This is a genomic window from Halovulum sp. GXIMD14794 (genome assembly GCF_054457455.1).
In genome coordinates this window covers 128,847-154,818 of the sequence record NZ_JBTLNF010000006.1, presented here as the reverse complement: position 1 = coordinate 154,818, position 25,972 = coordinate 128,847, and the positions used below count along the sequence as shown (strand labels likewise).

At 67.3% G+C, this 25,972-nt stretch carries 28 protein-coding genes; 11 read left to right on the top strand and 17 right to left on the bottom strand.

Annotated elements, in window-relative coordinates:
* The 4 genes from ACW9UR_RS15545 to ACW9UR_RS15530 all read left to right on the top strand — a co-directional run bounded on the left by ACW9UR_RS15545 (position 1) and on the right by ACW9UR_RS15530 (position 4,014).
* On the top strand, positions 1-738 hold the full coding sequence (locus tag ACW9UR_RS15545) for a FadR/GntR family transcriptional regulator (RefSeq protein WP_458917964.1): 738 nt from the start codon (positions 1-3) through the stop codon (positions 736-738).
* A gap of 191 nt (positions 739-929) precedes the next feature.
* Positions 930-1,379, top strand: a complete 450-nt coding sequence (locus ACW9UR_RS15540; protein ID WP_458917963.1) for a hypothetical protein — start codon at positions 930-932, stop codon at positions 1,377-1,379.
* A 28-nt stretch (positions 1,380-1,407) separates the two neighbouring features.
* Positions 1,408-2,838 carry an aldehyde dehydrogenase family protein gene (locus tag ACW9UR_RS15535; RefSeq protein WP_458917962.1) on the top strand — a complete coding sequence of 477 codons (1,431 nt, stop codon included), beginning with the start codon at positions 1,408-1,410 and terminating at the stop codon, positions 2,836-2,838.
* A gap of 9 nt (positions 2,839-2,847) precedes the next feature.
* The gene (locus ACW9UR_RS15530; RefSeq protein ID WP_458917961.1) at positions 2,848-4,014 is read left to right on the top strand and encodes a mandelate racemase/muconate lactonizing enzyme family protein; all 1,167 of its coding nucleotides are present in this window, start codon (positions 2,848-2,850) and stop codon (positions 4,012-4,014) included.
* A 30-nt stretch (positions 4,015-4,044) separates the two neighbouring features.
* Here the strand turns inward: ACW9UR_RS15530 and ACW9UR_RS15525 are convergent, their stop codons facing one another.
* From ACW9UR_RS15525 to ACW9UR_RS15500, 6 genes are all read right to left on the bottom strand, one after another.
* Positions 4,045-5,382 carry a metal-dependent hydrolase family protein gene (locus ACW9UR_RS15525; RefSeq protein ID WP_458917960.1) on the bottom strand — a complete coding sequence of 446 codons (1,338 nt, stop codon included), beginning with the start codon at positions 5,380-5,382 and terminating at the stop codon, positions 4,045-4,047.
* A 128-nt stretch (positions 5,383-5,510) separates the two neighbouring features.
* The gene (locus tag ACW9UR_RS15520; protein ID WP_458917959.1) at positions 5,511-6,536 is read right to left on the bottom strand and encodes a hypothetical protein; all 1,026 of its coding nucleotides are present in this window, start codon (positions 6,534-6,536) and stop codon (positions 5,511-5,513) included.
* A 71-nt stretch (positions 6,537-6,607) separates the two neighbouring features.
* A complete protein-coding gene (locus ACW9UR_RS15515; protein WP_458917958.1) occupies positions 6,608-7,669 on the bottom strand; it encodes an ABC transporter ATP-binding protein in 1,062 nt (353 codons plus the stop codon).
* A 19-nt stretch (positions 7,670-7,688) separates the two neighbouring features.
* A complete protein-coding gene (locus tag ACW9UR_RS15510; protein WP_458917957.1) occupies positions 7,689-8,582 on the bottom strand; it encodes a carbohydrate ABC transporter permease in 894 nt (297 codons plus the stop codon).
* Positions 8,579-9,484, bottom strand: coding sequence for a carbohydrate ABC transporter permease (locus ACW9UR_RS15505; protein WP_458917956.1), 906 nt, complete (start codon positions 9,482-9,484; stop codon positions 8,579-8,581). Before ACW9UR_RS15505 ends, ACW9UR_RS15510 begins: the two co-directional genes overlap by 4 nt.
* Before the next feature lie 90 nt (positions 9,485-9,574).
* Complete coding sequence (locus ACW9UR_RS15500) at positions 9,575-10,873, bottom strand: extracellular solute-binding protein (protein ID WP_458917955.1); 1,299 nt, start codon at positions 10,871-10,873, stop codon at positions 9,575-9,577.
* Positions 10,874-11,103: 230 nt separating this feature from the next.
* On the opposite strand from ACW9UR_RS15500, the gene ACW9UR_RS15495 reads away from it, so the two are divergent.
* From ACW9UR_RS15495 to ACW9UR_RS15485, 3 genes are all read left to right on the top strand, one after another.
* Positions 11,104-11,568, top strand: a complete 465-nt coding sequence (locus ACW9UR_RS15495; protein ID WP_458917954.1) for a (2Fe-2S)-binding protein — start codon at positions 11,104-11,106, stop codon at positions 11,566-11,568.
* 1 nt (position 11,569) lies between these two features.
* Complete coding sequence (locus ACW9UR_RS15490; RefSeq protein ID WP_458917953.1) at positions 11,570-13,750, top strand: xanthine dehydrogenase family protein molybdopterin-binding subunit; 2,181 nt, start codon at positions 11,570-11,572, stop codon at positions 13,748-13,750.
* A 160-nt stretch (positions 13,751-13,910) separates the two neighbouring features.
* Positions 13,911-14,459 (top strand): redoxin family protein, encoded by a 549-nt coding sequence (locus ACW9UR_RS15485; protein WP_458917952.1) that lies wholly within the window; start codon positions 13,911-13,913, stop codon positions 14,457-14,459.
* Between the two features lie 44 nt (positions 14,460-14,503).
* Here ACW9UR_RS15485 and ACW9UR_RS15480 read toward each other — a convergent pair whose 3' ends face one another.
* Complete coding sequence (locus tag ACW9UR_RS15480; RefSeq protein WP_458917951.1) at positions 14,504-14,872, bottom strand: alpha/beta fold hydrolase; 369 nt, start codon at positions 14,870-14,872, stop codon at positions 14,504-14,506.
* Positions 14,873-14,893: 21 nt separating this feature from the next.
* Positions 14,894-15,358, bottom strand: coding sequence for a nuclear transport factor 2 family protein (locus ACW9UR_RS15475; RefSeq protein WP_458917950.1), 465 nt, complete (start codon positions 15,356-15,358; stop codon positions 14,894-14,896).
* Between the two features lie 176 nt (positions 15,359-15,534).
* Here ACW9UR_RS15475 and ACW9UR_RS15470 point away from each other — a divergent pair, with 176 nt between their 5' ends.
* Together ACW9UR_RS15470 and ACW9UR_RS15465 are read left to right on the top strand one after the other, a co-directional pair.
* A complete protein-coding gene (locus tag ACW9UR_RS15470; RefSeq protein WP_458917949.1) occupies positions 15,535-16,107 on the top strand; it encodes a TetR/AcrR family transcriptional regulator in 573 nt (190 codons plus the stop codon).
* Between the two features lie 121 nt (positions 16,108-16,228).
* The gene (locus ACW9UR_RS15465) at positions 16,229-16,612 is read left to right on the top strand and encodes a response regulator (RefSeq protein WP_458917948.1); all 384 of its coding nucleotides are present in this window, start codon (positions 16,229-16,231) and stop codon (positions 16,610-16,612) included.
* Here the strand turns inward: ACW9UR_RS15465 and ACW9UR_RS15460 are convergent.
* Positions 16,609-18,645 (bottom strand): 2Fe-2S iron-sulfur cluster-binding protein, encoded by a 2,037-nt coding sequence (locus ACW9UR_RS15460; RefSeq protein WP_458917947.1) that lies wholly within the window; start codon positions 18,643-18,645, stop codon positions 16,609-16,611. The two genes, ACW9UR_RS15465 and ACW9UR_RS15460, sit on opposite strands and share 4 nt — an antisense overlap.
* Before the next feature lie 52 nt (positions 18,646-18,697).
* Positions 18,698-19,318, bottom strand: a complete 621-nt coding sequence (locus ACW9UR_RS15455; protein ID WP_458917946.1) for a glutathione S-transferase family protein — start codon at positions 19,316-19,318, stop codon at positions 18,698-18,700.
* Positions 19,319-19,478: 160 nt separating this feature from the next.
* On the opposite strand from ACW9UR_RS15455, the gene ACW9UR_RS15450 reads away from it, so the two are divergent.
* Entirely contained in the window at positions 19,479-20,372 is an 894-nt protein-coding gene (locus tag ACW9UR_RS15450; RefSeq protein ID WP_458917945.1) for a LysR family transcriptional regulator, read from the top strand.
* A 13-nt stretch (positions 20,373-20,385) separates the two neighbouring features.
* On the opposite strand, the gene ACW9UR_RS15445 is transcribed toward ACW9UR_RS15450, so the two are convergent.
* Positions 20,386-20,733 (bottom strand): hypothetical protein, encoded by a 348-nt coding sequence (locus ACW9UR_RS15445; RefSeq protein WP_458917944.1) that lies wholly within the window; start codon positions 20,731-20,733, stop codon positions 20,386-20,388.
* A 161-nt stretch (positions 20,734-20,894) separates the two neighbouring features.
* Positions 20,895-21,791, bottom strand: coding sequence for a phytanoyl-CoA dioxygenase family protein (locus tag ACW9UR_RS15440; protein WP_458917943.1), 897 nt, complete (start codon positions 21,789-21,791; stop codon positions 20,895-20,897).
* A 119-nt stretch (positions 21,792-21,910) separates the two neighbouring features.
* Here ACW9UR_RS15440 and ACW9UR_RS15435 point away from each other — a divergent pair, with 119 nt between their 5' ends.
* Positions 21,911-22,915 (top strand): LacI family DNA-binding transcriptional regulator, encoded by a 1,005-nt coding sequence (locus tag ACW9UR_RS15435; RefSeq protein ID WP_458917942.1) that lies wholly within the window; start codon positions 21,911-21,913, stop codon positions 22,913-22,915.
* Positions 22,916-22,918: 3 nt separating this feature from the next.
* On the opposite strand, the gene ACW9UR_RS15430 is transcribed toward ACW9UR_RS15435, so the two are convergent.
* From ACW9UR_RS15430 to ACW9UR_RS15410, 5 genes are read right to left on the bottom strand one after another with little or no spacing between them, the layout of a single operon-like run.
* Entirely contained in the window at positions 22,919-23,293 is a 375-nt protein-coding gene (locus tag ACW9UR_RS15430) for a Na+/H+ antiporter subunit G (RefSeq protein WP_458917941.1), read from the bottom strand.
* A 7-nt stretch (positions 23,294-23,300) separates the two neighbouring features.
* Positions 23,301-23,570 (bottom strand): K+/H+ antiporter subunit F, encoded by a 270-nt coding sequence (locus ACW9UR_RS15425; RefSeq protein ID WP_458917940.1) that lies wholly within the window; start codon positions 23,568-23,570, stop codon positions 23,301-23,303.
* The gene (locus tag ACW9UR_RS15420) at positions 23,567-24,058 is read right to left on the bottom strand and encodes a Na+/H+ antiporter subunit E (protein ID WP_458917939.1); all 492 of its coding nucleotides are present in this window, start codon (positions 24,056-24,058) and stop codon (positions 23,567-23,569) included. Before ACW9UR_RS15420 ends, ACW9UR_RS15425 begins: the two co-directional genes overlap by 4 nt.
* A gap of 1 nt (position 24,059) precedes the next feature.
* Complete coding sequence (locus ACW9UR_RS15415) at positions 24,060-25,607, bottom strand: monovalent cation/H+ antiporter subunit D (RefSeq protein ID WP_458917938.1); 1,548 nt, start codon at positions 25,605-25,607, stop codon at positions 24,060-24,062.
* Complete coding sequence (locus tag ACW9UR_RS15410; RefSeq protein WP_458917937.1) at positions 25,604-25,972, bottom strand: Na+/H+ antiporter subunit C; 369 nt, start codon at positions 25,970-25,972, stop codon at positions 25,604-25,606. Before ACW9UR_RS15410 ends, ACW9UR_RS15415 begins: the two co-directional genes overlap by 4 nt.

The following is a 25,972-nucleotide window of genomic DNA, read 5'->3' as shown; positions in this document are numbered from 1 at the left end:
ATGAACGAGATGCTTTTCTACGATCTGAAGGAATCGGCGGGGCTGACGCACAGCCTGTCGACCCAGATCGCGCGCGAACTGGGCCGCCGCATCGTCTCGGGCAGCTATGCCGTGGGCGAGCTGATCGAGGACGAGGGTGCGCTCTCGGACCGCTACAAGGTCAGCCGCTCGGTGATCCGAGACGCGGTGAAGATCCTTGTGGGCAAGGGCCTGCTGGAGGTGCGCCGCGGCATCGGCACGCGGGTCCGCAACCGGACCAGCTGGGGCTTGCTGGACGACGACGTGCTGGCCTGGCACCAGTCCGCGCCGCCGAAGCCGGATTTCCTGCGCCAGCTGATGGACATCCGCCTGCTGATCGAGCCGCGCTCGGCCCGCTGGGCAGCGGAGCGGGGCACCGATGCCGACCTTGCCGCCATCGACGAGGCGATGACCCGGATGGAAGCGGAGCAGGGCGCGACCGAGGATTTCGTCGTCGCCGACGCGCTGTTTCACCGGGCGATCTTGCGGGCCGCGAACAACGATCTTCTGCGGGCGCTGGAAGGGGTGATCTTCTCGGCGCTGCTGGGCTCGATCCGGCTGACCAACCAGGACCCGCGCGACAACGAGACCTCGATCCCGTTCCACCGCGCGGTGACCGACGCGATCCTCGCGCGCAACGGCGCCGAGGCCGAGGCGCGGATGGAGCATCTGCTGAGCGATACGCAAGACAGGTTGGGGGGACAGCTTCGCGATGATTGAGAGGCCGACAGGCTGACCGCCGCCCGTTCGGGCTTACGAACAGGATGACCGATCCGGCCCCGCGCGCTGCGGGGAACGGAGACGGCTTGCCGGGAAGCGCCGGCACAATCAGGACCGGGCCGCGTCTGGCCCGCGGTGTCGCTGCCGCGGGGCGGGGAAGGTGTGCCCGGCACGGATAACGGGAGGACGACATGGCACAACGACATTGCATGGCGACGGATCAGAACCGGGGCGCGCTGGACCGCGTTCTGGACGCGCTCATTCCCGGCTCGGCCGACGGGCGGATCCCCGGTGCCGGCAGCTGTGGCACCGGCGCGGCGGTGACCGCCGCGCTGCAGGCGGACGGCTCGCTGGCCCGTGCGGTCGCTTTCGTTACCGAGGGACGCGTCAGCGAACCCGCCGCCCGCGCCGAGGCGCTGGAGCGCGAGGATCCCACCGCCTTCACCGCGCTGCTGCGTGCGGTCTACCTGGCCTATTACAGCCGCCCCGAGATCCGGGCGCTGATGGGCCTGGTTCCACTTCCCGCCCGGTCCCGGGCGGTCACGGCCTCTCCCGCGCCGGCCCACGGGCCGGACGACCTGGCCGCGCCGGTCCTCCCCCGGCGCGGCCCCTTTTCTTCGCGGCATGGGCTGCATCGCTGAGACAAACAGGGCGAAAGCCGGAGACGACATGAGCTACGACAAGAAGATGTATATCGGCGGCCGGCTGGTCGACGGCGAGGGCCGCGTCGAGGTGGTGAACCCGGCGACCGAGCAGGTGGTCGGCACCGTCGCCGCCGCCGGGATGGGCGATGTTCAGACCGCGCTGGAAGCGGCCCGCGACGCGTTGCCCAGCTGGTCGCGCACCCCGATCGCCGAGCGGCAGGCATGGATGCGCAAGCTGCGCGAGGCGGTTCTGGCGAACGAGGACATGCTGCGCGACTGCATTCACCAGGAGATGGCCAAGCCCTGGGGCGGCACGCAGGAGGATTTCGACCTGCTGGAGCGCGCGCTTGCCTTCTATGCCGAGGAGATCGCCCGGATCAGCGACGAGATCCTGCCCGACCGCGCGGGCACGCATCAGCACCGGCTGGTGCACGAGCCCATCGGCGTCGCGGTGGCCTACCTGGCGTGGAATTTCCCGCTATTGAACCTCGCCTACAAGATCGCCCCGGCTATGGCGGCGGGCTGCCCGATCATCATCCGGCCTTCGGCGGCGACGCCGATCTCGGCCTATGCGGTGGGGGAACTCTGCCAGCAGATCGGCTTGCCGGCGGGGGTGGTGAACATCCTGACGACGGACGGCTACGCGCCCTCGGACGCGCTGGCGGCCTCGACCATCCCGAACCTGGTGACGCTGATCGGCTCGACCGCGACGGGACGGCACCTGATGCAGGTCGGCGCAAGCTCGATCAAGCGCTACTCGATGGAGCTGGGCGGCAATGCCCCGGTACTGGTGTTCCGGGATGCCGATCTGGACCTGGCGGCGGATATCGTGACCACGATCAAGTTCAACAATGCCGGGCAGATCTGCGTCGCGCCGAACCGCGTCTTCGTCGAGGCCGAGGTCGCCGAGGCCTTCGCCGCCAAGGTCGTCGCACGGGCCAAGGCGGCGCAGGTGGGCTTTGACCGGGATGCGGATATCCTGACCGGGCCGCTGATCGACGGCCGGGCCTGGCGGCGGGTGAAAGGGCTGGTGGACGACGCCGTCGCGAAAGGTGCCGAGGTGCTGGCCGGCGGCGACCGGCCCGAGGGGCTGGAGGCCGGGCACTTCCTGGCGCCGACGGTGCTGAACAATGTCACGCCCGAGATGTACGTCTACACGCACGAGATCTTCGGGCCGGTGGTCTCGCTGATCTCGTTCGAGGATCGCGACACGGTTCTGGCCCGCGCCAACGATGGCGAGGACGGCGGGCTTGCCTCTTATGTCTTCACCGCCGATCTTGCGCTGGCCGAACGCATGGCGGCCGGGCTGCGCTACGGCGAGGTGCAGGTGAACGGCGTGAAATACGATATCGACCTGCCGCATGGCGGCATCGGCCAGTCCGGGATCGGGCACGACTGCTCGCGGCTGGCGCTCGAGGATTACCTGGTGGTCAAGCGCATCAGCCGCGCCGCCTGAGGAGGAAACATGAAGATCACCCGCGTCACCAGCCATGTGCTGCAATGCGATATGCCCGAGGAACTGGGCTATTCGCAGCAGTACTATGCCAAGCGCACCGCCCACCTGGTCGAGGTCGAGACCGACGAGGGCATCACCGGCTGGGGCGAATGTTTCGGCCCCGGCAATGTCGCGCTGGCCAACAAGGCCATCGTCGAGCGGGTGATCCAGCCGCTGGTGCTGGGCATGGACCCGCTGGACCGGGACGTGGCCTGGCACAAGGTCTACAACCTGCTGCGGGATCACGGGCAGAAGGGGATGCCGATCCAGGCGCTCTCGGGTGTCGATATCGCGCTGTGGGACATCGCCGGGAAGGTCGCGGGCCTGCCGATCCACAAGCTGATCGGCGGGGCGCATCGCGACCGGGTGCAGGTCTATGGCTATGGCATGATGCTCAAGCGCGAGAGCGTCGAGGATCATGTCGCCCGGTTCCGGGACGAGGCCGCCGCGATCAAGGGCATGGGCTTTGCCGCGACCAAGATGAAGCTGGGGCTGGGTCCGCGCGAGGATGCGCTTTTGGCGCAGGCGGTGCGCGAGGGCGTGGGCGAGGGTTTCGACTTCATGGCCGACGCCAACCACGCCTACACGACGCATGACGCGTTCTATGTCGGTCGCGCGCTGGAGGAGCTGGACGCCTATTGGTTCGAGGAGCCGATCGCGCCCGAGGATCTGGACGGCTATGCCGAGCTGCGCGCCGGGCTGAAGGTGAACATCTCGGGCGGCGAGGCGGAGTTCGCGCGCTGGGGCTGGCGCAAGCTGCTGGAGGCGCGGGGGCTGGACATCGCCCAGCCCGAGGTCTGCGCCCTGGGGGGCATCAGCGAATATCTTCGGGTGCTGGCGCTCTGCCACGCGCATTTCACGCCGGTGGTGAACCATGTCTGGGGCTCGGCCATCGCGGTGGCGACGAACCTGCAGTTGCTGGCCGCGATGCCCCCGCTGCCCGGCGGGCTGTTCCCGCGCGAGCCGCTGCTGGAGTTCGACACCACCGAGAACCGGTTCCGCGACCAGCTGCTGGCCGAGCCGCTGGACATCCAGGGGCAGGTGGCGACATCGGGCGGCACGGTCGCGATCCCGACCGGGCCGGGCCTCGGCGTCGAGCCGGACCGGGATTTCATCGCTAAGTACGAGGTGGAGTGAGGCGCGCCGGGGCAGCGCGCCCCGGCCGATCTATTGCTGCGTGTTCTTCACGAGCGCGCCGTCCTTCATGATCACGTCGAAGTTCGCGTGCGGGTCGGCCACGAGGTCGATGTCTTCGAGCGGGTTGCCGTCGACAAGGATCAGGTCGGCATAGGCGCCTTCCGCGATCACACCGAGCGGCCCGTCCTGGTAGGGGTGGCGCGGCCCCGAGAGCGCCAGAAGCTCGGCGTTGGTCGAGGTTGCCATCCTGAGCACCTCGTAGGGCGTGTACCATTGCTGCAGCTTTGCGAGGAAGGCGCCTTGCCGGTTGGCCAGTTTCGGGTCGAACAGGATGTCGGTGCCGAAGGCGACTTTCACCCCGACTTCCTTCGCCATCGTGTAGGCCTTGTCGGTGCCGTTGGTGACCGCGATCCACTTGGCCTGGCTGAACGGGTCGTCGAAGGTGAACCCGTCCTCGTCGTCGAGCAGCGGCTGGATCGACAGCCAGACGTCGTTGTCGCGCATCATCTCCATCGTCTCGCGGCTGACGAGAAAGCCGTGCTCGACCGATTTCACGCCGGCCTCGATGGAAAGCTGAACGGCCTCGTCGGTGAACAGATGCGAGGCGACATAGGTGTTGTAGGTGTCGGCGACCTCGACGAAGGCCTTCAGCTCGTCGAGCGTGAACTGCCGCACGTCGAGCGGATCGTAGACCGAGGACACACCGCCGCCGCCGGAGATCTTGAGCTGCGTAGCCCCCATCCGCATGACCTCGCGGGCGCGCTTGGTCACTTCCGGGACCCCGTCGGCCATCGCCATCAGCCCGACGCTGTACCAGTACCATTGCGAGTCAGCGGGGTTCATCGGCACCGCCTGGTAGGGCCGATAGTCGAAATGGCCGCCGGTCTGGCCGATCGGCGGGCCGGAGGGCAGGATGCGCGGGCCGGGGATCTCGCCCGCGTCGATCATCTTCTTGGTCGCGAACGGGTTGCCGCCGACATCGCGCACCGTGGTGAATCCGCGCATCAGCGTCGCCTCGGAGCCGATCGCGCCGCGGATCGCGATTTCAAGGATGTCGCCGGTGACGACGGTGCTTTGTGCCGCGCAGCAATAGGACGTGTGCCAGTGCACGTCGATCAGGCCGGGGATCATTGTGCGCCCGCCACCGTCGATGATCGTGGCGCCGGGCAGGTCCACCGGTTCGGTCGAGACCCGGCTGATCAGATTGCCCTCGATCACGACGTTGGCATTTTCGGTCAGCGTCTCGTTCACGCCGTCGAACACGTCGACATTGGTGAAGACGATCGGCGACGCGTCCTGTGCGATGGCCGAAGGACTGGCGAGCGACAGGGCGGCCGACAAAAGCGCGGCAGTTCGTTTGGCTGGCATGTGTTCCCCCGAGGATTGCAATCCCGCGCTGAATTCCATCAGTGGCGATTCCCCTCAAGGAATTCGGGTACTCAAGTTGCGGCAGAGGGGGACTTCCCCCGCGCGAAGCGGGGGAAGATCGGGGCGTTTCAGTAGCCGCTGATCTGCTTGGCGAGGTCGAAGAAACCCTTTTTCCGCTCGGACGAGATGCCCCAATTCGTCGGCACGCACTGGTAGCCCTCGTCCGGGCCCTCGCCTTCGAAGCGGTAGTCGAAATAGCCCCAGGAGGCGTATTCGTCCGTCGCGGCGATGAAGTTGTTGTCGGGCTTGTCGAAGTCGAAATGGTCGTCCTCGTTGAACAGGATCGGCTTCGGCGTATAGCCCTCGACGGCGCGGGTCTTGCGGACCATTTCACGAATGATCTCGGGGTCTTCCTGGCCGTTTCCGTGAATCAGCATGAAGTCGCTGACCTTCACCACGTTCGGCTTGGGAATGAAGCCGCCGCCGTAGCTGGTGCCGACCAGCAGACGTCGACCGTCCTTGGCGATCCCCTTGGCGCGCTCGATCAGTTCGTGCACGCCGTCGGGCATCAGCAGCGGCTGCTGGTAGCGGACGTTGCTTTCGTTGTTGATCTCGACCAGCAGGTTGGTGTGGCCGGTATCGAGCAGCCAGTTCGTCGCGTTGTCCACGCCCTTGAGGATCGCATCGGGGCCATCCAGGTACTGTTCCTGCCCGAAGTAATAGTAGCCGACGATGGGCACCATCCCCAGCTCATCCGCGGCGTCGAGGATCTTCGCCAGCCGCGCCATGAAATCCTCGCGCAGCGAGCCATCGGGCGCGATGGCCGAGTTGATCCAGGGCTGTTCCTTGGAATAGCCCTGCGGGCTGCCGCCCTGCAGGTTGATGGTGAAGCCCAGAACGCCGTGGTCGCGCCAGAGCGGCATGTTCTCGATGAACTCGGCGGTGTTGCGGTCCGGGTCCCATTTGCCGGTGTCGGGGTATGCCCAGCGATCGCGGGTCTCGGGGTTCAGGTCGTCGAAGATGCCTTGCACCATGCGGGTGTTGATCAGCAGCCCCTCGACCTTGCGGCCGTTCCAGCTGCGCCCCTCGTAGGTGGGCTTGCCGTTGAGGCGAAAGCCGTCGCCGTCGATCTCGATGGTTGTCTTGCCGGGCATGAATTCCTCCTTTGAATGGTGTCGGGGAGCGCCGCGCGGGGTGCGCGGCGCTGAAACGGGAACGGGTCGGCTCAGCCCGCCAGACGGTCGCCGGTGCCGCCGTCGAAGAAGTGAAGGTGCGCGGGGTCGGCGCGCAGGTTCACCGCCTGGCCGGGGCGCAGGTCGGTGCGGCCGCGCACCCCGCAGGTCAGGGCGTGTTCGCCGACGCGGGCGACAACCACGGTGTCCGAGCCCGTCGGCTCGACCACCTCGACCTCGCCCGCGAAATCACCGGGGCCGCCGGTCACTTCAAGGTGTTCGGGCCGGATGCCGACGGCGATCTGCACGCCTTCGCGGGCGGGCACGTTAGGCAGAGGCAGGATGGCGCCGGAGGTCATCGATAGCGCGCCGGAGATCAGCGTGCCTTCCAGAATGTTCATCGACGGAGAGCCGAGGAATTCCGCCACGAACCGGTTCGCCGGACGGTCATAAAGATCGAGCGGCGCGCCGACCTGCGCGATCTTGCCCGCGTCCATGACCACGATCCGGTCGGCCATGGTCAGCGCCTCGATCTGGTCGTGGGTGACGTAGACGATGGTGGACTTGAGGCGCTGGTGCAGGGCCTTGATCTCGTGCCGCATCTGCACGCGCAGCTTGGCGTCGAGATTCGAGAGCGGCTCGTCGAACAGGAACACCTTGGGATCGCGCACGATGGCCCGGCCCATGGCGACGCGCTGGCGCTGGCCGCCCGACAGCTGGCTGGGCTTGCGTTTGAGCAGCGGCTCCAGCGTCAGGATCGAGGCGGCGCGCTGGACCTGCTCGGCGATCTTCTCCTTGGGCTGTTTGTCCATCTTGAGCGAGAAGCTCATGTTCTGCTCGACGGTCATGTGCGGGTAGAGCGCGTAGCTCTGGAACACCATCGCGATGTCGCGCTGGCGGGGCATCATGTCGTTGACGATTTGCCCGTCGATGCGGATGTCGCCCCCGGTGATGCTCTCCAGCCCCGCGAGCATGCGTAGCAGCGTGGACTTGCCGCAGCCCGAGGGGCCGACGAGGATCACGAACTCGCCATCCTCGATATCGAGCGAGAGGTCGGGGATCGCCTCGAACCCGCCGTACTTCTTGTTGAGGTTGCTTATCTGGATGCTGGACATGCGGTTGGCCTTTCGCCCTTTACTTCACCGAGCCCGAGGTCAGCCCCGAGACCAGCCATCGCTGGACGAACAGGAACATGATCAGCGCGGGAATGGTGGCCAGCACGCAGGCGGCCATGAACATGTTGATGTAGCGGATGTTTCCACCCTCGCCGGCAAGGTCGCCGATGCCGACCTGGATCGTCTTCATCTCGCCCTGGTTCAGCAGCAGCGAGGCCCAGAGGAAGTCGTTCCAGGCGTTGAGGAAGGTGAAGATCGTGACCGCGGCGATGCCGGGCAGCGAGACCGGCAGGATGATCCGGAAGAAGGTCTGGAAATGGCCGCAGCCGTCGACCAGCGCCGCCTCTTCCAACTCCGGCGGGCAGTTGTTCTGGAAATAGCCGCGCAGCAGCAGCACCGAGAACGGCAGCGAGAAGCCGACATAGGCGATGATAAGACCGGCATAGGTGTTGAGCAGCCCGGCCCCCTGCACGGTCGAATAGATCGGGAAGGCGCGGGTGATCGGTGGGATCAACTGGGTCATCAGGATCAGCACCAGCACCAGCGTCATGCCCGGAAAGCGGTAGCGCGCCAGCACATAGGCCGCGCTGCACCCGATCAGCGAGGCGAAGCCCGCCGCGATGGCCGAAACGAAGATCGAGTTCCAGATGTAGCGCCAGATCGGGATCAGCAGGCCGATGTCGCGATAGGCGTCCAGCGTGAACGTGTGCGGGTACCAGTGCGGCGGTTGCGCGCGGATGTCGACCGCCGTCTGGAACGAGCTTTTCACCATCCAGAACACCGGCAGCAGCAGGTACATCAGCGCGATCGCGGTGGCCAGGATCACCGCCGCGCGGGTGATCGTGTCGGGCCGGCGGTAGCGCGAGAACGGGCCGGTGGCCGCCGGGGCGGGGGTATCGAGTGCGACGGTCATTCGGATTTGTCTCCGGCCAGTTGCGCGCGGATGTAGAGCACGCAGATCACCCCGGTCATCAGCAGGATCACCCCGCTTGCGGCCGCCGCCAGGTCGAAGCGGAAGAAGTTGAACGCCTGCTGGTAGGAGTAGACCGCCATCACGTTGGTCATGTCCTGCGGGCCGCCTCCGGTCATGATGTAGTTGATCTCGAAGTGCCCGATGCCGGTGATCAGCAGCAGCATCAGCAGCACGCCGAGCACGGGTTTCAGAAGCGGGAAGGTCACGTGGCGGAATTTCTTCCACAGGGTCGCGCCGTCCAGTTCCGCCGCCTCGTAGAGGCTGCCGGGGATGGATTGCAGACCGGCGAGGATGAAGATCACCACGAAGGGCAGGCCGTTCCAGACCCGGACCGCGACGATGGACAGCAGCGGTGCGGAGAGCGGTCCGACGCTTTCGGTCGAGGTCAGGAAGCGGATGTTGCTGTCGATAAGGCCGATGTCCATCAGCACGCTGTTGATCGGGCTACGCGAGGTGTTCAGCAGCCAGGCCCAGATCGCTGCCGCGACCACCGGGGGCACGAACCAGGGCGCGCAGATCAGCACCCGCATCAGCGCCCGGCCACGGTATTTCGCGTGCATGACGTGCGCCAGCAGCAGCCCCAGACCAATACACAGAGCCACCACCAGCCCGGTGATGACCAGCGTGTTGATCGTCGAGCGGGTGAAGCGCTCGTCGCTCAGGACGGTGCCGTAGTTCCGCAGGCCGACGAAGGGCGTACCGGTCTCGCGGGCGCGCACCAGATCGTAGTCGAGAAAGCTCCATCCCAGCGAGGTCAGCATCGGCAGGATGCCGAGCGCCAGGGTGAACAGCAGGGCGGGGGCCACCATCAGGTAGCAGAAGACAAGCCGCTTGCGCTCCAAGGTCGTGTCCTTCGGATAGGCGTGGTCGGGCGGATGGGAGATCGGTGTCGCGCCCCGAGGGCCAGGGCGCGACGGATCAGACGGGCGCGATCACTCGGTGAAGGCGCGGTCCATCTCGGCCTGCATCCGTTCTTGCGCGCGGGCGACGACCTCGTCGATGTCCTGTTTCTGGATCACCGCCTCGTAGACCATGTCGTAGATCACCGCGCCCGGTTCGGGCGTCACCAGTGCGTTCCATACCGGCGAGGGGTGCTGCGAGGTGTGGGCATGTTCCAGCGTCTCGGTGATGACCTTCTTCCAGGGCGTATCGCTCCAGTACTCCGAGGCCATGACCTCGCGCATCGGGCTGACGTTGCCGCTGGCTTCGGACAGGCGCTGCATGTTCTCGGGGCGGCTGAGGAAGCCGATCCAGTCGACGCAAGCCTCGGCGTTGTCGGTGCCGCGCAGCACGCCCAGGTAGCCCGAGCCGGCATAGGCGTCGCGGCCCTCGGGACCGGCTGCGGGGATCGCCAGTTCCCAGGTGCCGTCCATCTCGGGGTAGTCGCGCGTGAAGGTCGGCGCCCAGGGGCCGGGGGCGCTGCCGACCATGGCGAGCGTGCCGGCTATGAACTCGGATTCGGGATCGTAGCCCTTCTCCATGAACTCGGGGTTCATCACCTCGTGCTCCCACACGAGATCGCGGATCCAGGCGAGGGTGGTGCGCGTCGCCTCGTTGTCGATGGTCGCGGTGCGCCCGTCCTCGGTCATGAACAGGCCGCCCGCCTGCCAGTAGTAGGGGACGTAAGCCTGTGAGACGTTGTCCGGCCCGAGCGCGAAACCCCAGCGGGTGACGTTACCGTTGCCGTCGCGAACGGTCATGGCCTTGGCTTTCTCGACGATCTCGTCCCAGGTCTGCGGCGCACCCTCGACCCCGGCCTCGGCGGCATAGTCGGTGCGGTAGATCAGCGGGCGCACATCGCCGCGCCAGGGGATGCCGTAGAAATCGCCGTTCCAGTTCACGTCCTGAAGGCTTCCGGCGAAATAGTCCTGGTCCAGGGTGGGCCAGTTGTCCTTGAACTCGTTGATCGGCATCGGGCCGTAGTCCTCGCCGCCGATGGCCGAGAACGAGTGCAGCCAGAACATGTCGGCGCAGTCCGGGTGCGCGCCGCCCTGGGCGACGGTCAGCCAGCGGTTGAAGGCCACCGACCAGTTGACCATCTCGTAGTTGACTTCGATGCCGGTTTCCTGCTCGAATTCCTCGGTCAGCCCCTCCATCTGGCGCTTCCACTCGATCAGGTCCCCGTAGGGCTGCGACCAGAATTCGATCTGCTGCGCCGAGAGCGGCGGCGCGAGACAGACGGCAACCGCGATCGCTGCGGCGGACACACGGGTAGTGGTGGCTGACGGCATTATAAGAGTTCCTCCCCAAGGTTATATGCATGAAATAATGCATACGTTATGAAACGCGTCAAGAAGGATTCGGATCGAAAGATGAAACCGGTTTCATGGCGTGTGTGGTTATAAGGTTGGCGCGTTCTGCAAGTGACCGCGGCGCGTTCGGCGGGTAGGGTACTGGAAGCCGCGGGCCGCGTGGGTCCGCGCTATTCCCCGATACATATCCTCTCTACCGGAGTTCTTTCATGGCGCGTGACCTGAACCTGAACGGCAAGACCGTCTCGGTCGATGCCGAGGACGGAACGCCCCTTCTGTGGGTGATCCGTGACGAGCTGAAACTGACCGGGACCAAGTTCGGCTGCGGAGTCGCCTCGTGCGGGGCCTGCACCGTGCATGTCGACGGCGTTCCGACCCGGTCCTGCCAGACCTTCGTCGAGGACGTCGACGGCGCCGAGATCCGCACGATCGAGGCGATGAGCGCGGACCGGATCGGCGCCGCCGTGCAGCAGGCCTGGACCGAGCTGGACGTGGTTCAGTGCGGCTATTGCCAGTCCGGGCAGATCATGTCTGCCGTCGGCCTGCTGTCGGAGAATCCGAAGCCGAGCGCCGAGGAAATCGACGCGTACATGTGGGGCAACGCCTGCCGCTGCGCCACCTATCAACGTATCCGTGCGGGCGTTCAGCGCGCCGCCGAGCTTCTGGAGGCCTGAGATGACCGTGAACACCTCTCGCCGCGGCTTTCTGAAGGGCGCAGCCGCCGCCGGTGCGGTGCTGGTTGTGGGCGTACGCGTCGATGGTACGTTGGCCGCCGGGTCCGGGGATGTGCAGCTCAACCCGTTCGTGCGGATCGGGACGGACGGTCGTGCCGTCGCCATCGTGAAGCATTTCGAGATGGGGCAGGGGCCGACCACCGGTCTGACCACGCTGATCGCCGAGGAACTCGGCGTCACCATGGACCAGATCGACTACGAATTCGCGCCGTCGAACCCGCAGGTCTACAACAACCTTCTGTTCGGCCAGTTCCAGGGCACGGGCGGTTCGACCGCGATGGCGAACAGCTACCAGCAGTACCGGCAGGCCGGGGCCGCGGCGCGCGAGATGCTGATCGCCGCCGCCGCCGATGCCTGGGGCGTGGACGCGGGATCGCTCGACATCGTCGAGGGACAGGTGACGGGCGGCGGGCGCACGGCCCCGATCGCCGAGTTCGTGGCTGCCGCGGCGACGCTGGCGGCCCCTGCGGAGCCTAGGCTGCGCGCGCCCGAGGAATGGCGGCTGATCGGCCGCGAAGGTACGGTGCGGCGCAAGGATACGCCGGTGAAGATCAACGGCGCCGGCGTGTTCGCGATGGACCTGCAGCTGGAGAACCAGCTGGTCGTCGTGATCGCCCGCGCGCCGCGCATGGGGGCGGTGGTCTCGGGCTTCGACGCCAGCGAAGCCGAGGGGATGACCGGCTTCGTCATGGCCAAGGCGCTGCCCGACAACTCGGGGGTCGCGGTCTATGCCGAAAGCACCTGGGCCGCGATCAGCGCCCGCGAGGCGATCCGCGTGGACTGGGATTTCTCGGCTGCTGAATCGCGGTCCTCGGACCAGGTGAAGGAGGAGCTGATCGCCGCGGTGAACGGGGACAGCACCTACCAGCCGCGCGGCAACCAGGCGGAGGCCGCCGCTGCCGTCGACGCCGCCGCCACGGTGATCGACAGGACGTTCTACTTCCCGCTGCTGGCCCACGCCCCGATGGAGCCGCTGACCTGCACCATCGAGCCGACCGCAGACGGCGGCGCGATCCTGCATGACGGTGCGCAGTTCCCGACCTTCGGGCACATGACATTGAGCCAGATCCTCGGCCTGCCGATGGAGAAGGTGCAGGTGAACACGGTGCTGGCGGGCGGCTCGTTCGGGCGCCGGGCGAACCCGACGGCGGACTATAACGCCGAGTGCGCGCTGGCCTTCTCGATGACCGACCGGACGCGCCCGGTCAAACTGGTCTGGACCCGCGAGGACGACATCAAGGGCGGCTACTACCGTCCGGCCTTCGCGCACCGGGTCCGGGTCGGGCTGGACGGGGACGGCAAGATCCTGGCCTGGGATCACCGCATCGCGGGGCAGTCGATCATGAAGGGCACCTCGATGGAGCAGATGGCGGTGCATGACGGCATCGACCATTCCTCGGTCGAGGGCGTGGCGGATACGCCCTATGCGGTGCCGGGCATGGCCGTAGGTCTGACCGACCACCAGAAGGCGACCAGCGTGCTGTGGTGGCGGTCGGTGGGAAACACCCACACGGCCTATGTCATGGAGAGCATGGTGGACCTTGTGGCCGAGCAGACCGGGACCGATCCGCTGGCGCTGCGCCTGTCGATGCTTCCCGGCGAGACGAAGGAACAGCAGCGGATGGTCGGCGTCCTGAACCGGGTGGCCGAGTTGTCCGACTGGCAGGCGGGCGCGGCCGAGGGCCGGGCGCGCGGGCTGGCGGTGCATTACTCGTTCGGCTCGTTCGTGGCCGAGGTCGCCGAGATCTCGGGCGGCGGCGATGCGCCGGTGAAGATCGAGAAGGTCTTCGCTGCGGTCGACTGCGGCGTGCCGGTGAACCCGGACGTGATCCGCGCGCAGATCGAGGGCGGCATCGGCTATGGCATCGGCCATGTGATGCGGGACGAGATCACCCTGACCGAGGGCGAGGTCGACCAGTGGAACTTCCCCGACTACGAACCGCTGCGGATCTCGGATATCGGCGCGATAGAGGTCGCGGTGATCGCCTCGACCGAGCCGCCGACCGGTGTGGGTGAGCCCGGCACGCCGCCCGCCGGCCCCGCGCTCGCCAATGCCATCGCGCGGGCAGGCGGCCCGAGAGTGACCGAACTGCCGATGATCGCTCAGGTGGATTTCGCCTGATCCAAGGCCCTTTCCCCTCCGCTCCGGACCCCTGGGGCGGGGGGATTTCCGGGCATAGGGCGGACAGATTGTCTCAGTGCCAATCGCGCGTTGAGGCCGTTCCCGAAACTTTATACTCGACACGCGTTCGATGAATCTTTTCAAGCAGGAGCGTGTCGATATGAAAGCTGGCGTCAAGCTGCCCGAGGTGACGTTTCACACCCGTGTGCGCGACGAGTCGATCGGTGGTACCAACCCGTACCGCTGGGAAGACAAGACCACTTCGGACTATTTTGCAGGCAAGCGCGTCGTGCTGTTCTCGCTGCCCGGCGCCTTCACGCCGACTTGTTCCACCTACCAGCTGCCCGGTTTCGAGAACGGTTTCGCCGATTTTCAGGCCGAGGGGATCGACGCGATCTACTGCATGTCGGTGAACGACAGCTTCGTGATGAACAAGTGGGCCGAGGCGCAGAACCTCAAGAACGTGACGGTGATTCCGGATGGCTCGGGCGAGTTCACGCGCAAGATGGGCATGCTCGTCGCCAAGGATAACGTGGGCTTCGGCGCGCGGTCCTGGCGCTATGCGGCCATCGTCGACGACGGTGTCGTCGAAGCGTGGTTCGAAGAGCCGGGCCTCGCGGACAACCACCCCGAGGATCCCTACGGCGTCTCGTCGCCCGAGACGGTTCTGAACCACCTCAAGAACGCCAAGGCCGTAGCCGCCGCCTGAGCCTTTAATCGTCGCCGCCCCGTTTTTGTTGAGGCGGCGGCGCTTCAGTGCGCCCTGAGGGTGATAGTTGCCGGGATCCCGATCCCGGCGAGCGGCGCCAGTTCCTCGGCCGAAGGGCAGCGGCCCGGGCAGTCGGGCACCACCACGTGAAAGCGGCGGGCAAGGCGGTGCATCTCGCGCCGGGTCTCGGCCAGGTTGCGTGGTCCTTCTTCCAGCAGCAGAACCGTGGGCGCGGCCCGGTTGCCGGCCTCGCGCCAGGCGATCCGGCGGCCGTCGATCTGCGCCAGGTGGCGGGTCTCACCGGGCAGCGGGCCGGACAGCGCGTCTTCGGCCCAGGCGGGCCGGGCGAGCGTGACCGGCGCGGTCAGTGTCGCGACCAGAGCGGCCGAGGCGGCAAGGGGTCGGGCGGGCATGTCTTGTCTCCTTATGAGGGCTTAGAGGCCGAGATCCGTGAGGCCTGGGTGATCCAGCGGGCGCGGGCCCTGCGGCCAGTGGAACAGGCGCTCGGCCTCGGTGATTTCGAGGTCGTTGATCGAGGCGCGCCGTACTGCCATCAGCCCGTCGGCTGCGAATTCCCAGTTCTCGTTGCCATAGGCCCGGAACCACTGCCCGTCGGGTCGGCGCGCCTCATACGCGAAGCGCACGGCGATGCGGTTGCCGGTGTAGGCCCAGAGCTCCTTGATCAGCCGGTAGTCGCTTTCCTGCTGCCATTTGCGGGCCAGGAACGCCTCGACCTCGGCGCGTCCCTGGGGGAAGTCGGCACGGTTCCGCCATGCGGTGTCCAGCGTGTAGGCGGTGGCGACGCGGGCCGGGTCGCGACTGTTCCAGGCATCCTCGGCGGCGCGGACCTTTGCGATGGCGGAGGCTTCATCGAACGGGGGGAGAGGGGGTCTGCTCATTGGGTAACCGATCTGTACATATTTGATGAGCCATAAGTGAACCGACCGGTGCATTTAATCAAGAGAATATTTCGGATTCCAGTACAAGGAACTGTGATTATGCCGTGGAAACAGGCAATCTCTCTTGCGGTGTTGCGATAAATGGATATACAAGTCAGTCCATTAATGGAGGCAATATGCGGCCGAGCAAACGCGACGAACTGGTGCGCAAGGCGCTGGAGGTCTTCTACCGCGAGGGGTTCCACGCCGCGGGCATGGATCTGCTTGCGGCGGAGACCGGCATCTCGAAGACCACGATGTTCAAGCATTTCCGCAGCAAGGAAGAACTGATCCTCGCGACCCTGCGGCTGCGCGACGAGAATTTCCGCAACTGGCTGTTCCGCCGGATGGAGCAGGCCGGCTCGCCCCGCGCGCAGCTTCTGGCGATGTTCGACGCCATGGGCGAATGGTTCGCCGAGCCGACGTTCAGCTCGTGCATGTTCATCAAGGCGGCGTCGGAGTACCCCGACCGGGAGCATCCGATCCACGTGCAGTCGGCCCAACACAAGCAACTGCTGTTCCGGCGTGTGTCGGAGATTGCGACCGACGCGGGCGCCGCCGATCCCGCCGCGCTGGCGCGCGCCCTGCTGCTGTTGAAGGAGGGCGCGATCGTCACCGCGCATCTCGGTCACGAGCGGGATCCGGCGGGTGATGCGCGCCGCACGGCCGAGCTGCTGCTGGAGGTGCATTTGCCCGCCAGCGACGGTTGACGCCGCCTCGCCCGAAGGCTGGCGGAAATGTCACGTGGTGCCGGTGATGTTTCTTCGCTGCGGCAATTCCGCAGGAACCCCAGGTTGCGGGGGCTCGTTGTTCTGCTTGGAGGACGAGCAGATGGACAAACCCACAGCGGTCATAGTGGAGGACGAGGCGTTCATCGCACTCGACCTAGAGGACATGTGCCGGGATGCGGGCTACCGCGTGCTGGGCACCTCGGCGTCCGCGCGCGCGGCGCGGGAGCGGTTCGGCGACCTGACGCCGGACGTGCTGATCACCGACATGGAACTGGTCGACGGCAGCCTCGGCACCGAGGTCGCCGTCTGGATGCGTGGCCGGTTGCCGGGGCTGAGGGTCGTCTTCGTGACCGGCACCTGCGATCCGCGTTACCTGGCCGAGATCGACATGCTGCGGCCCGACCAGGTGCTGCGAAAGCCGGTGTTGCAGGTAGAGTTCGGCGCGTGCCTGTCCCGGCTGGCCGCGGCCCGGCCCCCCGCCTAGAGATCGAGGGTCAATGCGTCGCTACCCGCCGCGGGGACCGCGCAGCAGATCAGCGCCGTGCCCTCGGGCGGGGCCGCCGAGGGGGCGGAGCGGTAGGCGACGCTGCCGGAAGTGATGCGCGTTGCGCAACTTCCGCAACTGCCCGAGCGGCAGCTGAAGTTGGGCGACAGCCCGTGCGCCTCGGCAAAGTCGAGCAGCGGCCCGTCCTCGGGCGTCCAGCCTTGCGCAAAGCTCGACCGGGCGAAGTGGACCGTGGCGCTTTCGGCCTCGGGGGCGCTGGCGGGGCCACGCCGGGTCAGGGCCGAGGGGCCAAAGGCTTCGGCGTGGATCCGATCGTCGGGAATGCCGAGTTCCAATAACGTATCGTAAACTGCCTGCATGAAGCCGCCGGGGCCGCAGAGATAGACCTCGCCCCCGGGGTCCGGCTGCAGGGCGCGGAGTGTGTCGGCGCCGATGCGGCCGGGGAAGTCGGAGCGTTCGCCCGCGCCCGAGAGGGCGGAGAGGTAGCGGATGCCACCCTCTGTCGCGGCTTCGAGGTCCCGGAATTCCTGCGTGAAGGCCAGATCGGCGGCGGTGCGCGCGGCGTGCAGGACCGTCAGCGGGCGCAGGTGCCGGGTGCGCAGCCCTTCGCGGGCGGCATGGCGGGCCATTGCGATCATCGGGGTGATCCCGACACCGCCGCCGATCAGTAGGGCGGGTCGGTGGGACGTGGTGTCGAGGTGGAACCCGCCGCGGGGGGCTTGCGCCGGGAGCGTGTCTCCGGGCCTGATCCGGTCGTGCAGGAAGCGGGAGACGAGCCCGTCGACCTCGCGTTTCACCGAGATGCGGTAGGCGTCTTCGCCGGGTGCCGACGAGACCGTATAGGTTCGTTGCACCGGCTCGGGCTGGCCGGGGATGTCGAGGGTCAGGGGCAGGAATTGTCCGGCCTCGAACGTGGCGACGGGGCTGCCGTCAGCGGGTGCAAGGTGGAACGAGCGGATCGACGCGCTTTCGTCCACGATGCGGGTAACGGTGAGCGGGCGCCAGCGATGGCGGTCGGCGGCATGCTCCGCTCGGGCGCGAGCCTCGGCCCAGGTGTCGGTGAGCAAGCTGTTCGGAGAAGGCGCGCCGTGTTCGGCACGGAACGGCAGCGCGGCTTCGAGCCAGGTGCCCTCGCGCAGGGTGAAGCGCCAGCCGCGCTCGGCGCCGCGAAAGCCGGCGATGGCCGGGTCGGTGTGGTCGAGCAGCTCGACGGTTCCAATCAGTTGCAGCAGGCTGCCGCTGCGGAAATCCGGGAACAGCAGGCCCGCGCGCGGGTTCAGCAGGAAATTCCCGAACGTGTTGAAGAGGTTGTTTCCGGGGAAGTCGGGGATCGTCAGCCGGTCGCCCTCGACCAGCACGAAGCCAGGCCGACCGCCCCGGTGCGAGACGTCGACGCCCTCGCGCTCGGGGTGGCGACCGGCGGGGACGTAGCTTGCGACGAAGAACATGTCGGCCTCGGCGATCAGCCGTGCGGGCAGGCCGTCGAGGTCCTGAAGCGAGCCGACGGGCCGGGCGCGCAGCGGCGCGGCGGGCGTGTCCGGGTAATGCAGTGCGCGGGCCTCGACGTATTGCGGGCAGTTGCCGAAGGACTGGTCGACGGCGAGCGTCAGGCGATCCCCGTCAAGTGCCGAGACGCGCCCGTTGACGCGGTTGCGGCGACGGCTGTGAAGCTCGATCCCCAGTCCGCCCAAGGCCGCGCCGGGGCGCAGCGCGTCGCCTGCGGGATCGCCCGCGATCCGGTCGGGGGTGATTTCCAGCCGCCGGTCGTCCGGCGCGCGGACAAAGCCGGGGCGCCCGGTCAGCATCCCAGCCCAGGGCCAGCCGCTTTCGTCCACGGTGCCGATCACAAGGAACGGCAGCTGCTCGAAGAAGCTGCGGTGCTGGTCGGGCATGAACGGGCGCACGGCGCGGCGGCCGAACTGCTCGACACGGTCGCGTTTGCCGGCGCGGCGCTGAAGCTCCTGCTCGCCCGCGTGGAAGGGCGAGAGCGTGTCGGGTGCGGGCAGGGTCATGGCGGTCTCCGGGTGGGAAGGGGCGCCTGGCGCGGCGCCCCTGTGCGGCAGATCAGGCGGCGAGGCCAGCCTTGGTGGCGGGCATCGGCTTGAAACCTTTGAGCGCCTCGACATTGCGCAGCAGGCGGCGGACGTTGGGGTAAGGTTCCAGCGAGACCCCGCCTTCGGGCGCGTGGGCGGTGTAGGAGTAGATCGCGACATCGGCGATGGTCGGGGCGTCGCCCACCAGAAACTCGCGGCCTTCCAGATGCGCGTCGAGCTTGCCCAGAACCTTGGCGGCGGTCGCCTTGGCGAAATCGGCATCGAGCGGCGCGTTGAACACGGTGATCAGGCGGGCGGCGGCGGGGCCGAAGGCCAGCTCACCGGCGGCGAGCGTCAGGAAGCGCTGCACCTGAGCCTCGAGCACCGGGTCGGTGGGCAGGAAGGCGGGGGCGTATTTGCGGGCGAGATAGACGAGGATTGCGTTCGAATCCTGGATCACGACGTCGCCGTCCTCGATCACCGGCACCTGGCCGAACGGGTTCAGCGCCAGGAACGGCGGCTGTTTGTGTGCGCCGCCGGGAAGGTCGACGGTGACGACCTCGTGCGCGATGCCGGCGAGGCTGGCGAACAGCTCCACCCGGTGGGCGTGGCCGGAGATGGGAAATCCGTGGATGCGGATCGGCTGGGACATGTGCGGCTTCCTTCGTTGCCTTGGGCTTCGGTAAGACGGGGCCACCGCTGGGGTGGCTGGCCAAAGAGATAGCCGTGGATCGCTGCGGCGATAATTGACCTTTCTGACGAATTACCGTGAACATATCGGGGATAATCAACCCGGGCCGGGATCAGCAGGAATGGACACAATCGACTGTATGCGCGCCTTTGCCGCCGTTGCTGCGAAGCGCTCCTTCACCGGGGGCGCGAAACAGGTGGGGATCAGCACCAAGCTGGCCAGCAAATATGTCGCGCGGCTTGAGGCGAGGTTGGGCGCGCAGTTGCTGCACCGCTCGACCCGCAGCGTGACGATCACCGATACCGGGCGGGCGTACCTGGACCGGTGCCTGCCGCTGCTGGACCAGTTCGCCGAGCTGGAGGACGTGGTGCAGCAGCGGCAGACCGCGCTTGCCGGGCCAATCCGGATCACCGCGCCGACCGGGTTCGGCAGCCGCGAGCTGGTCGAGGCGCTGCATCCGTTCCAGCGGGCGCATCCGGGGGTGCAGATCGAGCTGCGGCTGGCGGATCATTATGTGCCGATCCTCGAGGAAGGACTGGACCTGGCGATCCGTTTCGGGGTGCTGCGCGACTCGTCGCTGGTCGCGCGGAAACTGACCGACATGCGTGTGGTGGTGGTCGCCGCGCCCGACTATCTGGCGGCACATGGCGAGCCGGGCGAGCCGGAGGCGCTGGCGACGCATCGCTGCCTGTTGCAGGTGGCCTCGGCGCATCCGGATCTCTGGTCATTCCAGCGGAACGGGCAGCGCGTCGAGGTCGCGGTGGAGGGCGGCTTCCGGGCGAACTCGCCCCGCGCGGTGGTGCACATGACGCTTGGCGGGCAGGGGATCGGGCGTGTTCCGTACTACGCCGCACGGCCCTTCATCGAGAGTGGCGCGCTGAAGCTGCTGTTCGCGGATCAGGAGCGGGCGCCGATGCCGCTTTATGCGGTCTATCCGCCGAACCGGCACCTGACCGCGCGCATCCGCGCGCTGATCGATCATCTGGCGGAGCAGCTGGGCGGGGTACCGGGATAAGCCGTGCGGGCGGTCAGTACCCGGCGGGAACCAACCCGGCGCCGGTCGCTTTGAGGAATTCCCCGGTGCCCGATCCGCAGGCGCCGACCGGGGTTTCGGCAAAGCGCGAGGGGTCGCGGCGGAAGCGTTGCGCGTTCTCGGCGCTGGAGAAGTAGTAGGTCAGCCCGTCATGGTAGACGGCGAACGCGGCGGAGCCGATCCGGGTGGCGCCCTCGGTCTGGTAGACGACCGGGTCGTAACCGCCGAAGCCAGTCCCTGCGCGCGGCGCACTTTCCAGCGAGGGATCGGAGGCGAGGGCGGGGGCTGCGAGGACCGCAAGAAGCGCGGTCGCCGCAAGCGGGCGGCGGGTACTGGTCAGCATGTTCGGTCCTTTCGGGCGAGGCGCGGGACGCATGCGCGTTGCCTCGGCAAAGGGGGATATCCCCTGCATCCGAGATAGGCGCGAGAGGCGCCCGGTGGAACAGGGGACATCGGTAACATGCCCGTGAGGGGCGGCCCGCCGCGCGGGGCGGGCCGAGAGGTTCAGCGCGCGAAGGCCGATTTCGCGCCGCCGCTTTTCTGCAACTGGAAGATCGAGCTGACGTCCGGCGCGGGCGGCAGCGGCAAGCGCACGGGTACCTGTTCGAGGCGCGGCTGAAGGACCGGCTCGCCGATCACCACGCGTTCCAGCAGGTCCTGCCACTGCTCGACCTGCGGCAGGCGTTGCAGGTAGGCCGATCCGCCCATCAGCGGCCACGCATCGGCGGCGCAAAGCTCGTAGAACAGCATCAGCCGGGCCTTGTCCGAGACGTTCGGCGCCGAGCCGTGCAGGGTCCGCGCGTGGTGGATCGACATCGATCCCGCCTTGCCGGTGATCGTCACCGCCTGGTCGAGGTGGAACTCGGGATCGTCCGGGTCGACCGCGCCGCAGAATATGCCGTCAGCGTTGTTGTGGCTGAGGACTGGCCCCTTGTGCGAGCCGGGGATGACCTGCAACGGGCCGTTCTCGGGGGTCACGTCCTCGAGCATCACGCCGAAGGCCAGCATGTCGTCGTTGGTGTGCGGGTAGAAGGCCCAGTCCTGGTGCCATTCGACCGCCGCGCCGCCACCGGGCGCCTTGGTGTTCAGCTTCGAGGTCTGGATCAGCACGTTGGCGCCCAGAAGCTGGCGCATCACCTCGGTCACGCGGGAGTTCTTCAGCACCTCCCAGAAGAACGGGTGCTGCTTGTGGGGCAGTTTCACGCGGGTCAGCTTGGGCTGTTCGGCCGAGTGGCCCTGGTCGAGATCGTAGACCTCGTTGCTTTCGGTGACATGGCGCGACTTGTCGATTAGGTCGTGCGCGATGTCCTGCATCTTTCCCAGTTCCTCGGGCGTCAGCACGTCTTCGACGAGCAGGTAGCCTTCCTCGAAATAGGTGGCGATCTGGTCTTTGGTGAGCATGGGCTCCTCCCTTATGATGGTATCGATACCATTTCGTGTTGTGGTACCGATACCATTTGCGTTTGCCCGGCGTCAAACGCTAAGTTCGCGGTTGGGTTATCGACAGCGGGCAGGGCGGTTTGGACAGGCGCAAATGGGTCACGATGGGCGAGGTCGCGGCGAAGGCCGGGGTCGGGAAGATCACCGTATCAAGGGTGATCCGCACGCCCGACAAGGTGGCCGAGCCGACCCGGACCCGCGTGCAGGCGGCGATCCGGGAACTGGGCTACGTGCCGGACCGCACCGCTGGTGCCTTGTCCTCGATGCGCTCGGGCGTGGTCGGGGCGCTGGTCTCGACGCTGGGGGATTCGGTCTTTGCCTCGACGATCGACGGGCTCTCGCGGGAACTGCGCGGGGCGGGGCACGAGTTGCTGCTGACCAGTACGGACTATGACCCGGCGGTCGAGGAAGAGGCCGTGCGTACCCTGTTGGGGCGGCGGCCGGACGGGCTGGTGCTGACCAGCACCGGCCATACCGACGAGGTACGGCAGATGCTTGCTGCCTCGCAGGTGCCGGTGGTCGAGGTCTGGCAGATGCCCGAGCGGCCGCTGGGGCATGTCGTCGGGTTCTCGAACCTCGCGGCGGGCCGGGCGTTGACCGAGTACCTGGTCGAGACGGGGCGGCGCAGCATTGCCTTTCTGGGCGGCGACCGGCCGGGCGACAGCCGGGGCCAGCGCCGGGCCGAGGGCTATGCCGCCGCGCTGCAGGCGGCGGGGCTGGGTGCACCCCGGATGGTATCGCGCGGGGGCGATTCGTCGAATGTCGAATTCGGTGCGCGCGCGCTGGACGAGGCGCTGGCGCGCTGGCCCGATCTGGACGCGGTGATCTGCGTGAGCGACCCGGTGGCGCTCGGTGTGCTGAGCGCGGCGCGGCGGTGCAGGATGGCGGTGCCGGAGCAACTGGCCGTCGCTGCGTTCGGCGGGCTGGAAATGGCGGGCGCCGCCGGGCTGGACCTGACCACGGTGGCCTTCCCGGGCGAGGAAATCGGGCGCCGCGCCGCCGCGATCCTGCTGGATCCCGAGTTGCGGGGCACGCCACAGGTCATCGACCTCGGGTTCAAGCTGATGCGGCGTGCGACCGCCTGAGGCTCACTCGCCTTCGATCGAGCCCGGGGGGTCGTCGTAGGCGGCCCAGCCGTACTGTCCGCCGGTGTTCGGCAGGTCCTTCGCGCGGACGTTGCGGACCATGTACGCCTTGGCGATGAAGTTCGCGGTGATCGGCGCGGTCAGGAACAGGAACAGCGTGATCAGCAGCTCGTGGAACGACAAGTGCCCCTTGAAGATCGTGAAGTAGAGCATCGAGGCGATCAGCGCCGCGCCGACGCCAAGGGTCGTCGCCTTGGTCGGCCCGTGCAGGCGCTGCATCGTGTCGCGCAGTTTCACCAGCCCATAGGAGCCGACCAGACCAAAGACGCCGGCGATGACGATCATCAGGCTGACGAGGATTTCGGCTAGAACGATCATGCGGCCCTCACTCGATGATGTCGCCGCGCAGGACGAAGCGGCAGTAGGCGACGGTGGAGACGAAGCCGACCATGGCCACCAGCATCGAGACCTCGAAGTAGACGGCGGTGCCCTTCCAGATGCCGTAGAGGATCAGGAGCGCGATGAAGTTGATCACCATGGTGTCGAGCGCCAGCACCCGGTCCGCGGAATCCGGTCCGGTGGCGAGACGCCAGAGGCAGATCAGCAGGCCGAGGCCGAAACAGGCGAATGCGAAGAGCAGGGCGATTTCGATCATTCGAACACCTCCTTGAGACGCCGTTCGTAGCGTTGCTTGATGCCGTCGCGCTCGGCGGCCGGATCGTCGGTGTGCAGGCAGTGCACCAAGATGCAGCGCCCGTCTGCCGAGAGGCTGGCCGAGACCGTGCCGGGGGTCATGGTGATCGTTCCGGCCAGCACGGTGATCGCCTCGGGCGAGGTCAGGTCGAGCGGCACGTTCACCCAGTGGGACCGGATATCCTCGTTCTTCTTGAACACGATGATCATCGCGATCTGGACGTTGGCGACGACAATGTCCCAGAGGACGATCAGCACGTATTCGATCACCACGAACGGGCGGCGCAGCTTCGGGCTGTTCGGCCAGTAGGGCGCGGTGATCATCGGCACGGTGATGCCGAGGAAGGTGCCCAGCAGCAGGTTGCCCACGGTGACCGTGTTCACGAGGCCGAGCCAGACCAGCAGCAGGGTCAGGCTGAGCAGCGGGTGCGGGATGAGACGGCGGATCATGTCAGCTCTCCGTTTCCGTGCCGATGACCGAGGTCACGTAGCCCTGGCGGTCGAAGAGCTGCGCGGTGGTCCCATCGAGGTAGTCGGCGACCGGTCCGGCGAAGATCGACAGCGCCACCAGAACGGCGAGCGCGGCCATGGCGGGGAAAACCTCGGCCACGCCGGCCGGGGCGGGGCCGGGGGCGGGCTGGTTCTCTTCGGGGCCCTCGGGGGCGTCCGGCACCAGCACCGCGGTCGATTTCCAGAACAGCAGGCTGCCTGCGCGGGCGAAGCCGACGATGGTCAGAAGCGAGCCGATCAGCACTGCGCTCCATGCCCAGGTAATGATCCCCGGCGCACGCAGTGCGTCGAGCACCAGCAGCTTGCCGAGGAACCCGCTTAGCGGCGGCATCCCGGCCATGGCGATGGCGCCGCCGAAGAACAGCGCCGCGAAGAGGCCGTTCTGCACGATCGCCGGTTGCGGGCGCAGACTGTCCGCCTCGCGCCGTGCGATGACCAGGTCGGCGAGCAGGAACAGGGCTGCGGCGGCGAAGGTGGAATGCACGAGGTAGTAGAGCGCCGCGGTGGTCGCCGTCGGCGTGAAGGCCGAGATGGCGATCATCAGCGTGCCCATCGAGCCCACCACAGAGAAGGCGATCAGCGGCATCAGCCGCCGTGCGCCCAGCACGCCGAAGGCGCCGATGGCGATGGTGATGACCGCCGCCGGGAACAGCCAGGTTCCGGCGAGGCCGTGCGTGGCCTCGATCCCTGGGCCAAAGATCAGCGTGTGGATCCGCAGGATCGCATAGGCGCCGACCTTGGTCATGATCGCGAACAGAGCCGCCACCGGCCCCGGCGCGTTGGCATAGGTGCCCGGCAGCCAGAACTGCACCGGGAACAGCGCCGCCTTCACCGCGAAGACGATCATCAGCAGAATCGCCGCGACGCGGACCAGCGCCGCCTCCTCGGCGGGGATCGCCTGCATACGCACGGCGAGGTCGGCCATGTTGAGCGTGCCCGTGGTCGCGTAGAGCGTGCCGAGCGCGAACAGGAACAGTGTCGAGCCTGCCAGGTTGATGACCACGTACTGCAGGCCTGCCCGCATCCGCTCGCGCCCGCCGGAGTGGATCATCAGCCCGTAGGAGGCGATCAGCAGCACCTCGAAGAAGACGAAAAGGTTGAAGACGTCTCCGGTCAGGAAGGCGCCGCAGATGCCCATCAGCTGGAACTGGAACAGGGCGTGGAAGTGCCGCCCGCGCGAGTCCCAGCCCGTCGCGATGGCGTGGATCAGCACGATCAGCGCCAGCACCGAGGTGAGCAGCACCATCAGCGCCGACAGCCGGTCGAGCACCAGCACGATGCCAAAGGGGGCGGGCCAGTTGCCAAGGTAATAGACCTCGGTGCCGCCGCCCGCCGCGAGGGCGGCAAGGCCTATGGCGATGGCGGTCAGCGCCACGGTGCCGGCGACCGAGGCGGTCCGCGCCAGCTGGATGTCGTGGCGCATGACGAAGCCGATCAGCGGCGCGAGAAGCGCAGGCAGGATGACAGGCGCGATTACCCAGTGGTTCATTGTGCCGGGCCTTCCAAAGCTTCGTCTTCCTCCGCGTCGGGTTTGTCGAGGTCGATCCGGTCATCACCGGATTCGAGGTGCGCGCCGAGTGCGACCATCACCAGCACCGCCGTCATCCCGAACGAGATCACGATGGCCGTCAGCACCAGCGCCTGCGGCAGCGGGTCGGTGTAGCTGGCCTCGCCATAGGGCGACAGGATCGGCGGCTCGTTGACCGTCAGGCGGCCCGAGGCGAACAGGAAGATGTTCACCGCGTAGGATAGCAGCGCGAGGCCGAGGATCACCGCGAAGGCGCGCAGGCGCAGGATCAGGTAGACCCCGGCGGCGGTCAGGGCGCCCACGGAACTGGCGACGACGATCTCCAT

Bases quoted from the DNA above. Each gene is read 5' to 3' on its own strand.
- ACW9UR_RS15545 (WP_458917964.1), top strand. From the start codon at position 1: ATGAACGAGATGCTTTTCTACGATCTGAAGGAATCGGCGGGGCTGACG.
- ACW9UR_RS15540 (WP_458917963.1), top strand. From the start codon at position 930: ATGGCACAACGACATTGCATGGCGACGGATCAGAACCGGGGCGCGCTG.
- ACW9UR_RS15535 (WP_458917962.1), top strand. From the start codon at position 1,408: ATGAGCTACGACAAGAAGATGTATATCGGCGGCCGGCTGGTCGACGGC.
- ACW9UR_RS15530 (WP_458917961.1), top strand. From the start codon at position 2,848: ATGAAGATCACCCGCGTCACCAGCCATGTGCTGCAATGCGATATGCCC.
- ACW9UR_RS15525 (WP_458917960.1), bottom strand. From the start codon at position 5,382: ATGCCAGCCAAACGAACTGCCGCGCTTTTGTCGGCCGCCCTGTCGCTC.
- ACW9UR_RS15520 (WP_458917959.1), bottom strand. From the start codon at position 6,536: ATGCCCGGCAAGACAACCATCGAGATCGACGGCGACGGCTTTCGCCTC.
- ACW9UR_RS15515 (WP_458917958.1), bottom strand. From the start codon at position 7,669: ATGTCCAGCATCCAGATAAGCAACCTCAACAAGAAGTACGGCGGGTTC.
- ACW9UR_RS15510 (WP_458917957.1), bottom strand. From the start codon at position 8,582: ATGACCGTCGCACTCGATACCCCCGCCCCGGCGGCCACCGGCCCGTTC.
- ACW9UR_RS15500 (WP_458917955.1), bottom strand. From the start codon at position 10,873: ATGCCGTCAGCCACCACTACCCGTGTGTCCGCCGCAGCGATCGCGGTT.
- ACW9UR_RS15495 (WP_458917954.1), top strand. From the start codon at position 11,104: ATGGCGCGTGACCTGAACCTGAACGGCAAGACCGTCTCGGTCGATGCC.
- ACW9UR_RS15490 (WP_458917953.1), top strand. From the start codon at position 11,570: ATGACCGTGAACACCTCTCGCCGCGGCTTTCTGAAGGGCGCAGCCGCC.
- ACW9UR_RS15485 (WP_458917952.1), top strand. From the start codon at position 13,911: ATGAAAGCTGGCGTCAAGCTGCCCGAGGTGACGTTTCACACCCGTGTG.
- ACW9UR_RS15480 (WP_458917951.1), bottom strand. From the start codon at position 14,872: ATGCCCGCCCGACCCCTTGCCGCCTCGGCCGCTCTGGTCGCGACACTG.
- ACW9UR_RS15475 (WP_458917950.1), bottom strand. From the start codon at position 15,358: ATGAGCAGACCCCCTCTCCCCCCGTTCGATGAAGCCTCCGCCATCGCA.
- ACW9UR_RS15470 (WP_458917949.1), top strand. From the start codon at position 15,535: ATGCGGCCGAGCAAACGCGACGAACTGGTGCGCAAGGCGCTGGAGGTC.
- ACW9UR_RS15465 (WP_458917948.1), top strand. From the start codon at position 16,229: ATGGACAAACCCACAGCGGTCATAGTGGAGGACGAGGCGTTCATCGCA.
- ACW9UR_RS15460 (WP_458917947.1), bottom strand. From the start codon at position 18,645: ATGACCCTGCCCGCACCCGACACGCTCTCGCCCTTCCACGCGGGCGAG.
- ACW9UR_RS15455 (WP_458917946.1), bottom strand. From the start codon at position 19,318: ATGTCCCAGCCGATCCGCATCCACGGATTTCCCATCTCCGGCCACGCC.
- ACW9UR_RS15450 (WP_458917945.1), top strand. From the start codon at position 19,479: ATGGACACAATCGACTGTATGCGCGCCTTTGCCGCCGTTGCTGCGAAG.
- ACW9UR_RS15445 (WP_458917944.1), bottom strand. From the start codon at position 20,733: ATGCTGACCAGTACCCGCCGCCCGCTTGCGGCGACCGCGCTTCTTGCG.
- ACW9UR_RS15440 (WP_458917943.1), bottom strand. From the start codon at position 21,791: ATGCTCACCAAAGACCAGATCGCCACCTATTTCGAGGAAGGCTACCTG.
- ACW9UR_RS15430 (WP_458917941.1), bottom strand. From the start codon at position 23,293: ATGATCGTTCTAGCCGAAATCCTCGTCAGCCTGATGATCGTCATCGCC.
- ACW9UR_RS15425 (WP_458917940.1), bottom strand. From the start codon at position 23,570: ATGATCGAAATCGCCCTGCTCTTCGCATTCGCCTGTTTCGGCCTCGGC.
- ACW9UR_RS15420 (WP_458917939.1), bottom strand. From the start codon at position 24,058: ATGATCCGCCGTCTCATCCCGCACCCGCTGCTCAGCCTGACCCTGCTG.
- ACW9UR_RS15415 (WP_458917938.1), bottom strand. From the start codon at position 25,607: ATGAACCACTGGGTAATCGCGCCTGTCATCCTGCCTGCGCTTCTCGCG.
- ACW9UR_RS15410 (WP_458917937.1), bottom strand. From the start codon at position 25,972: ATGGAGATCGTCGTCGCCAGTTCCGTGGGCGCCCTGACCGCCGCCGGG.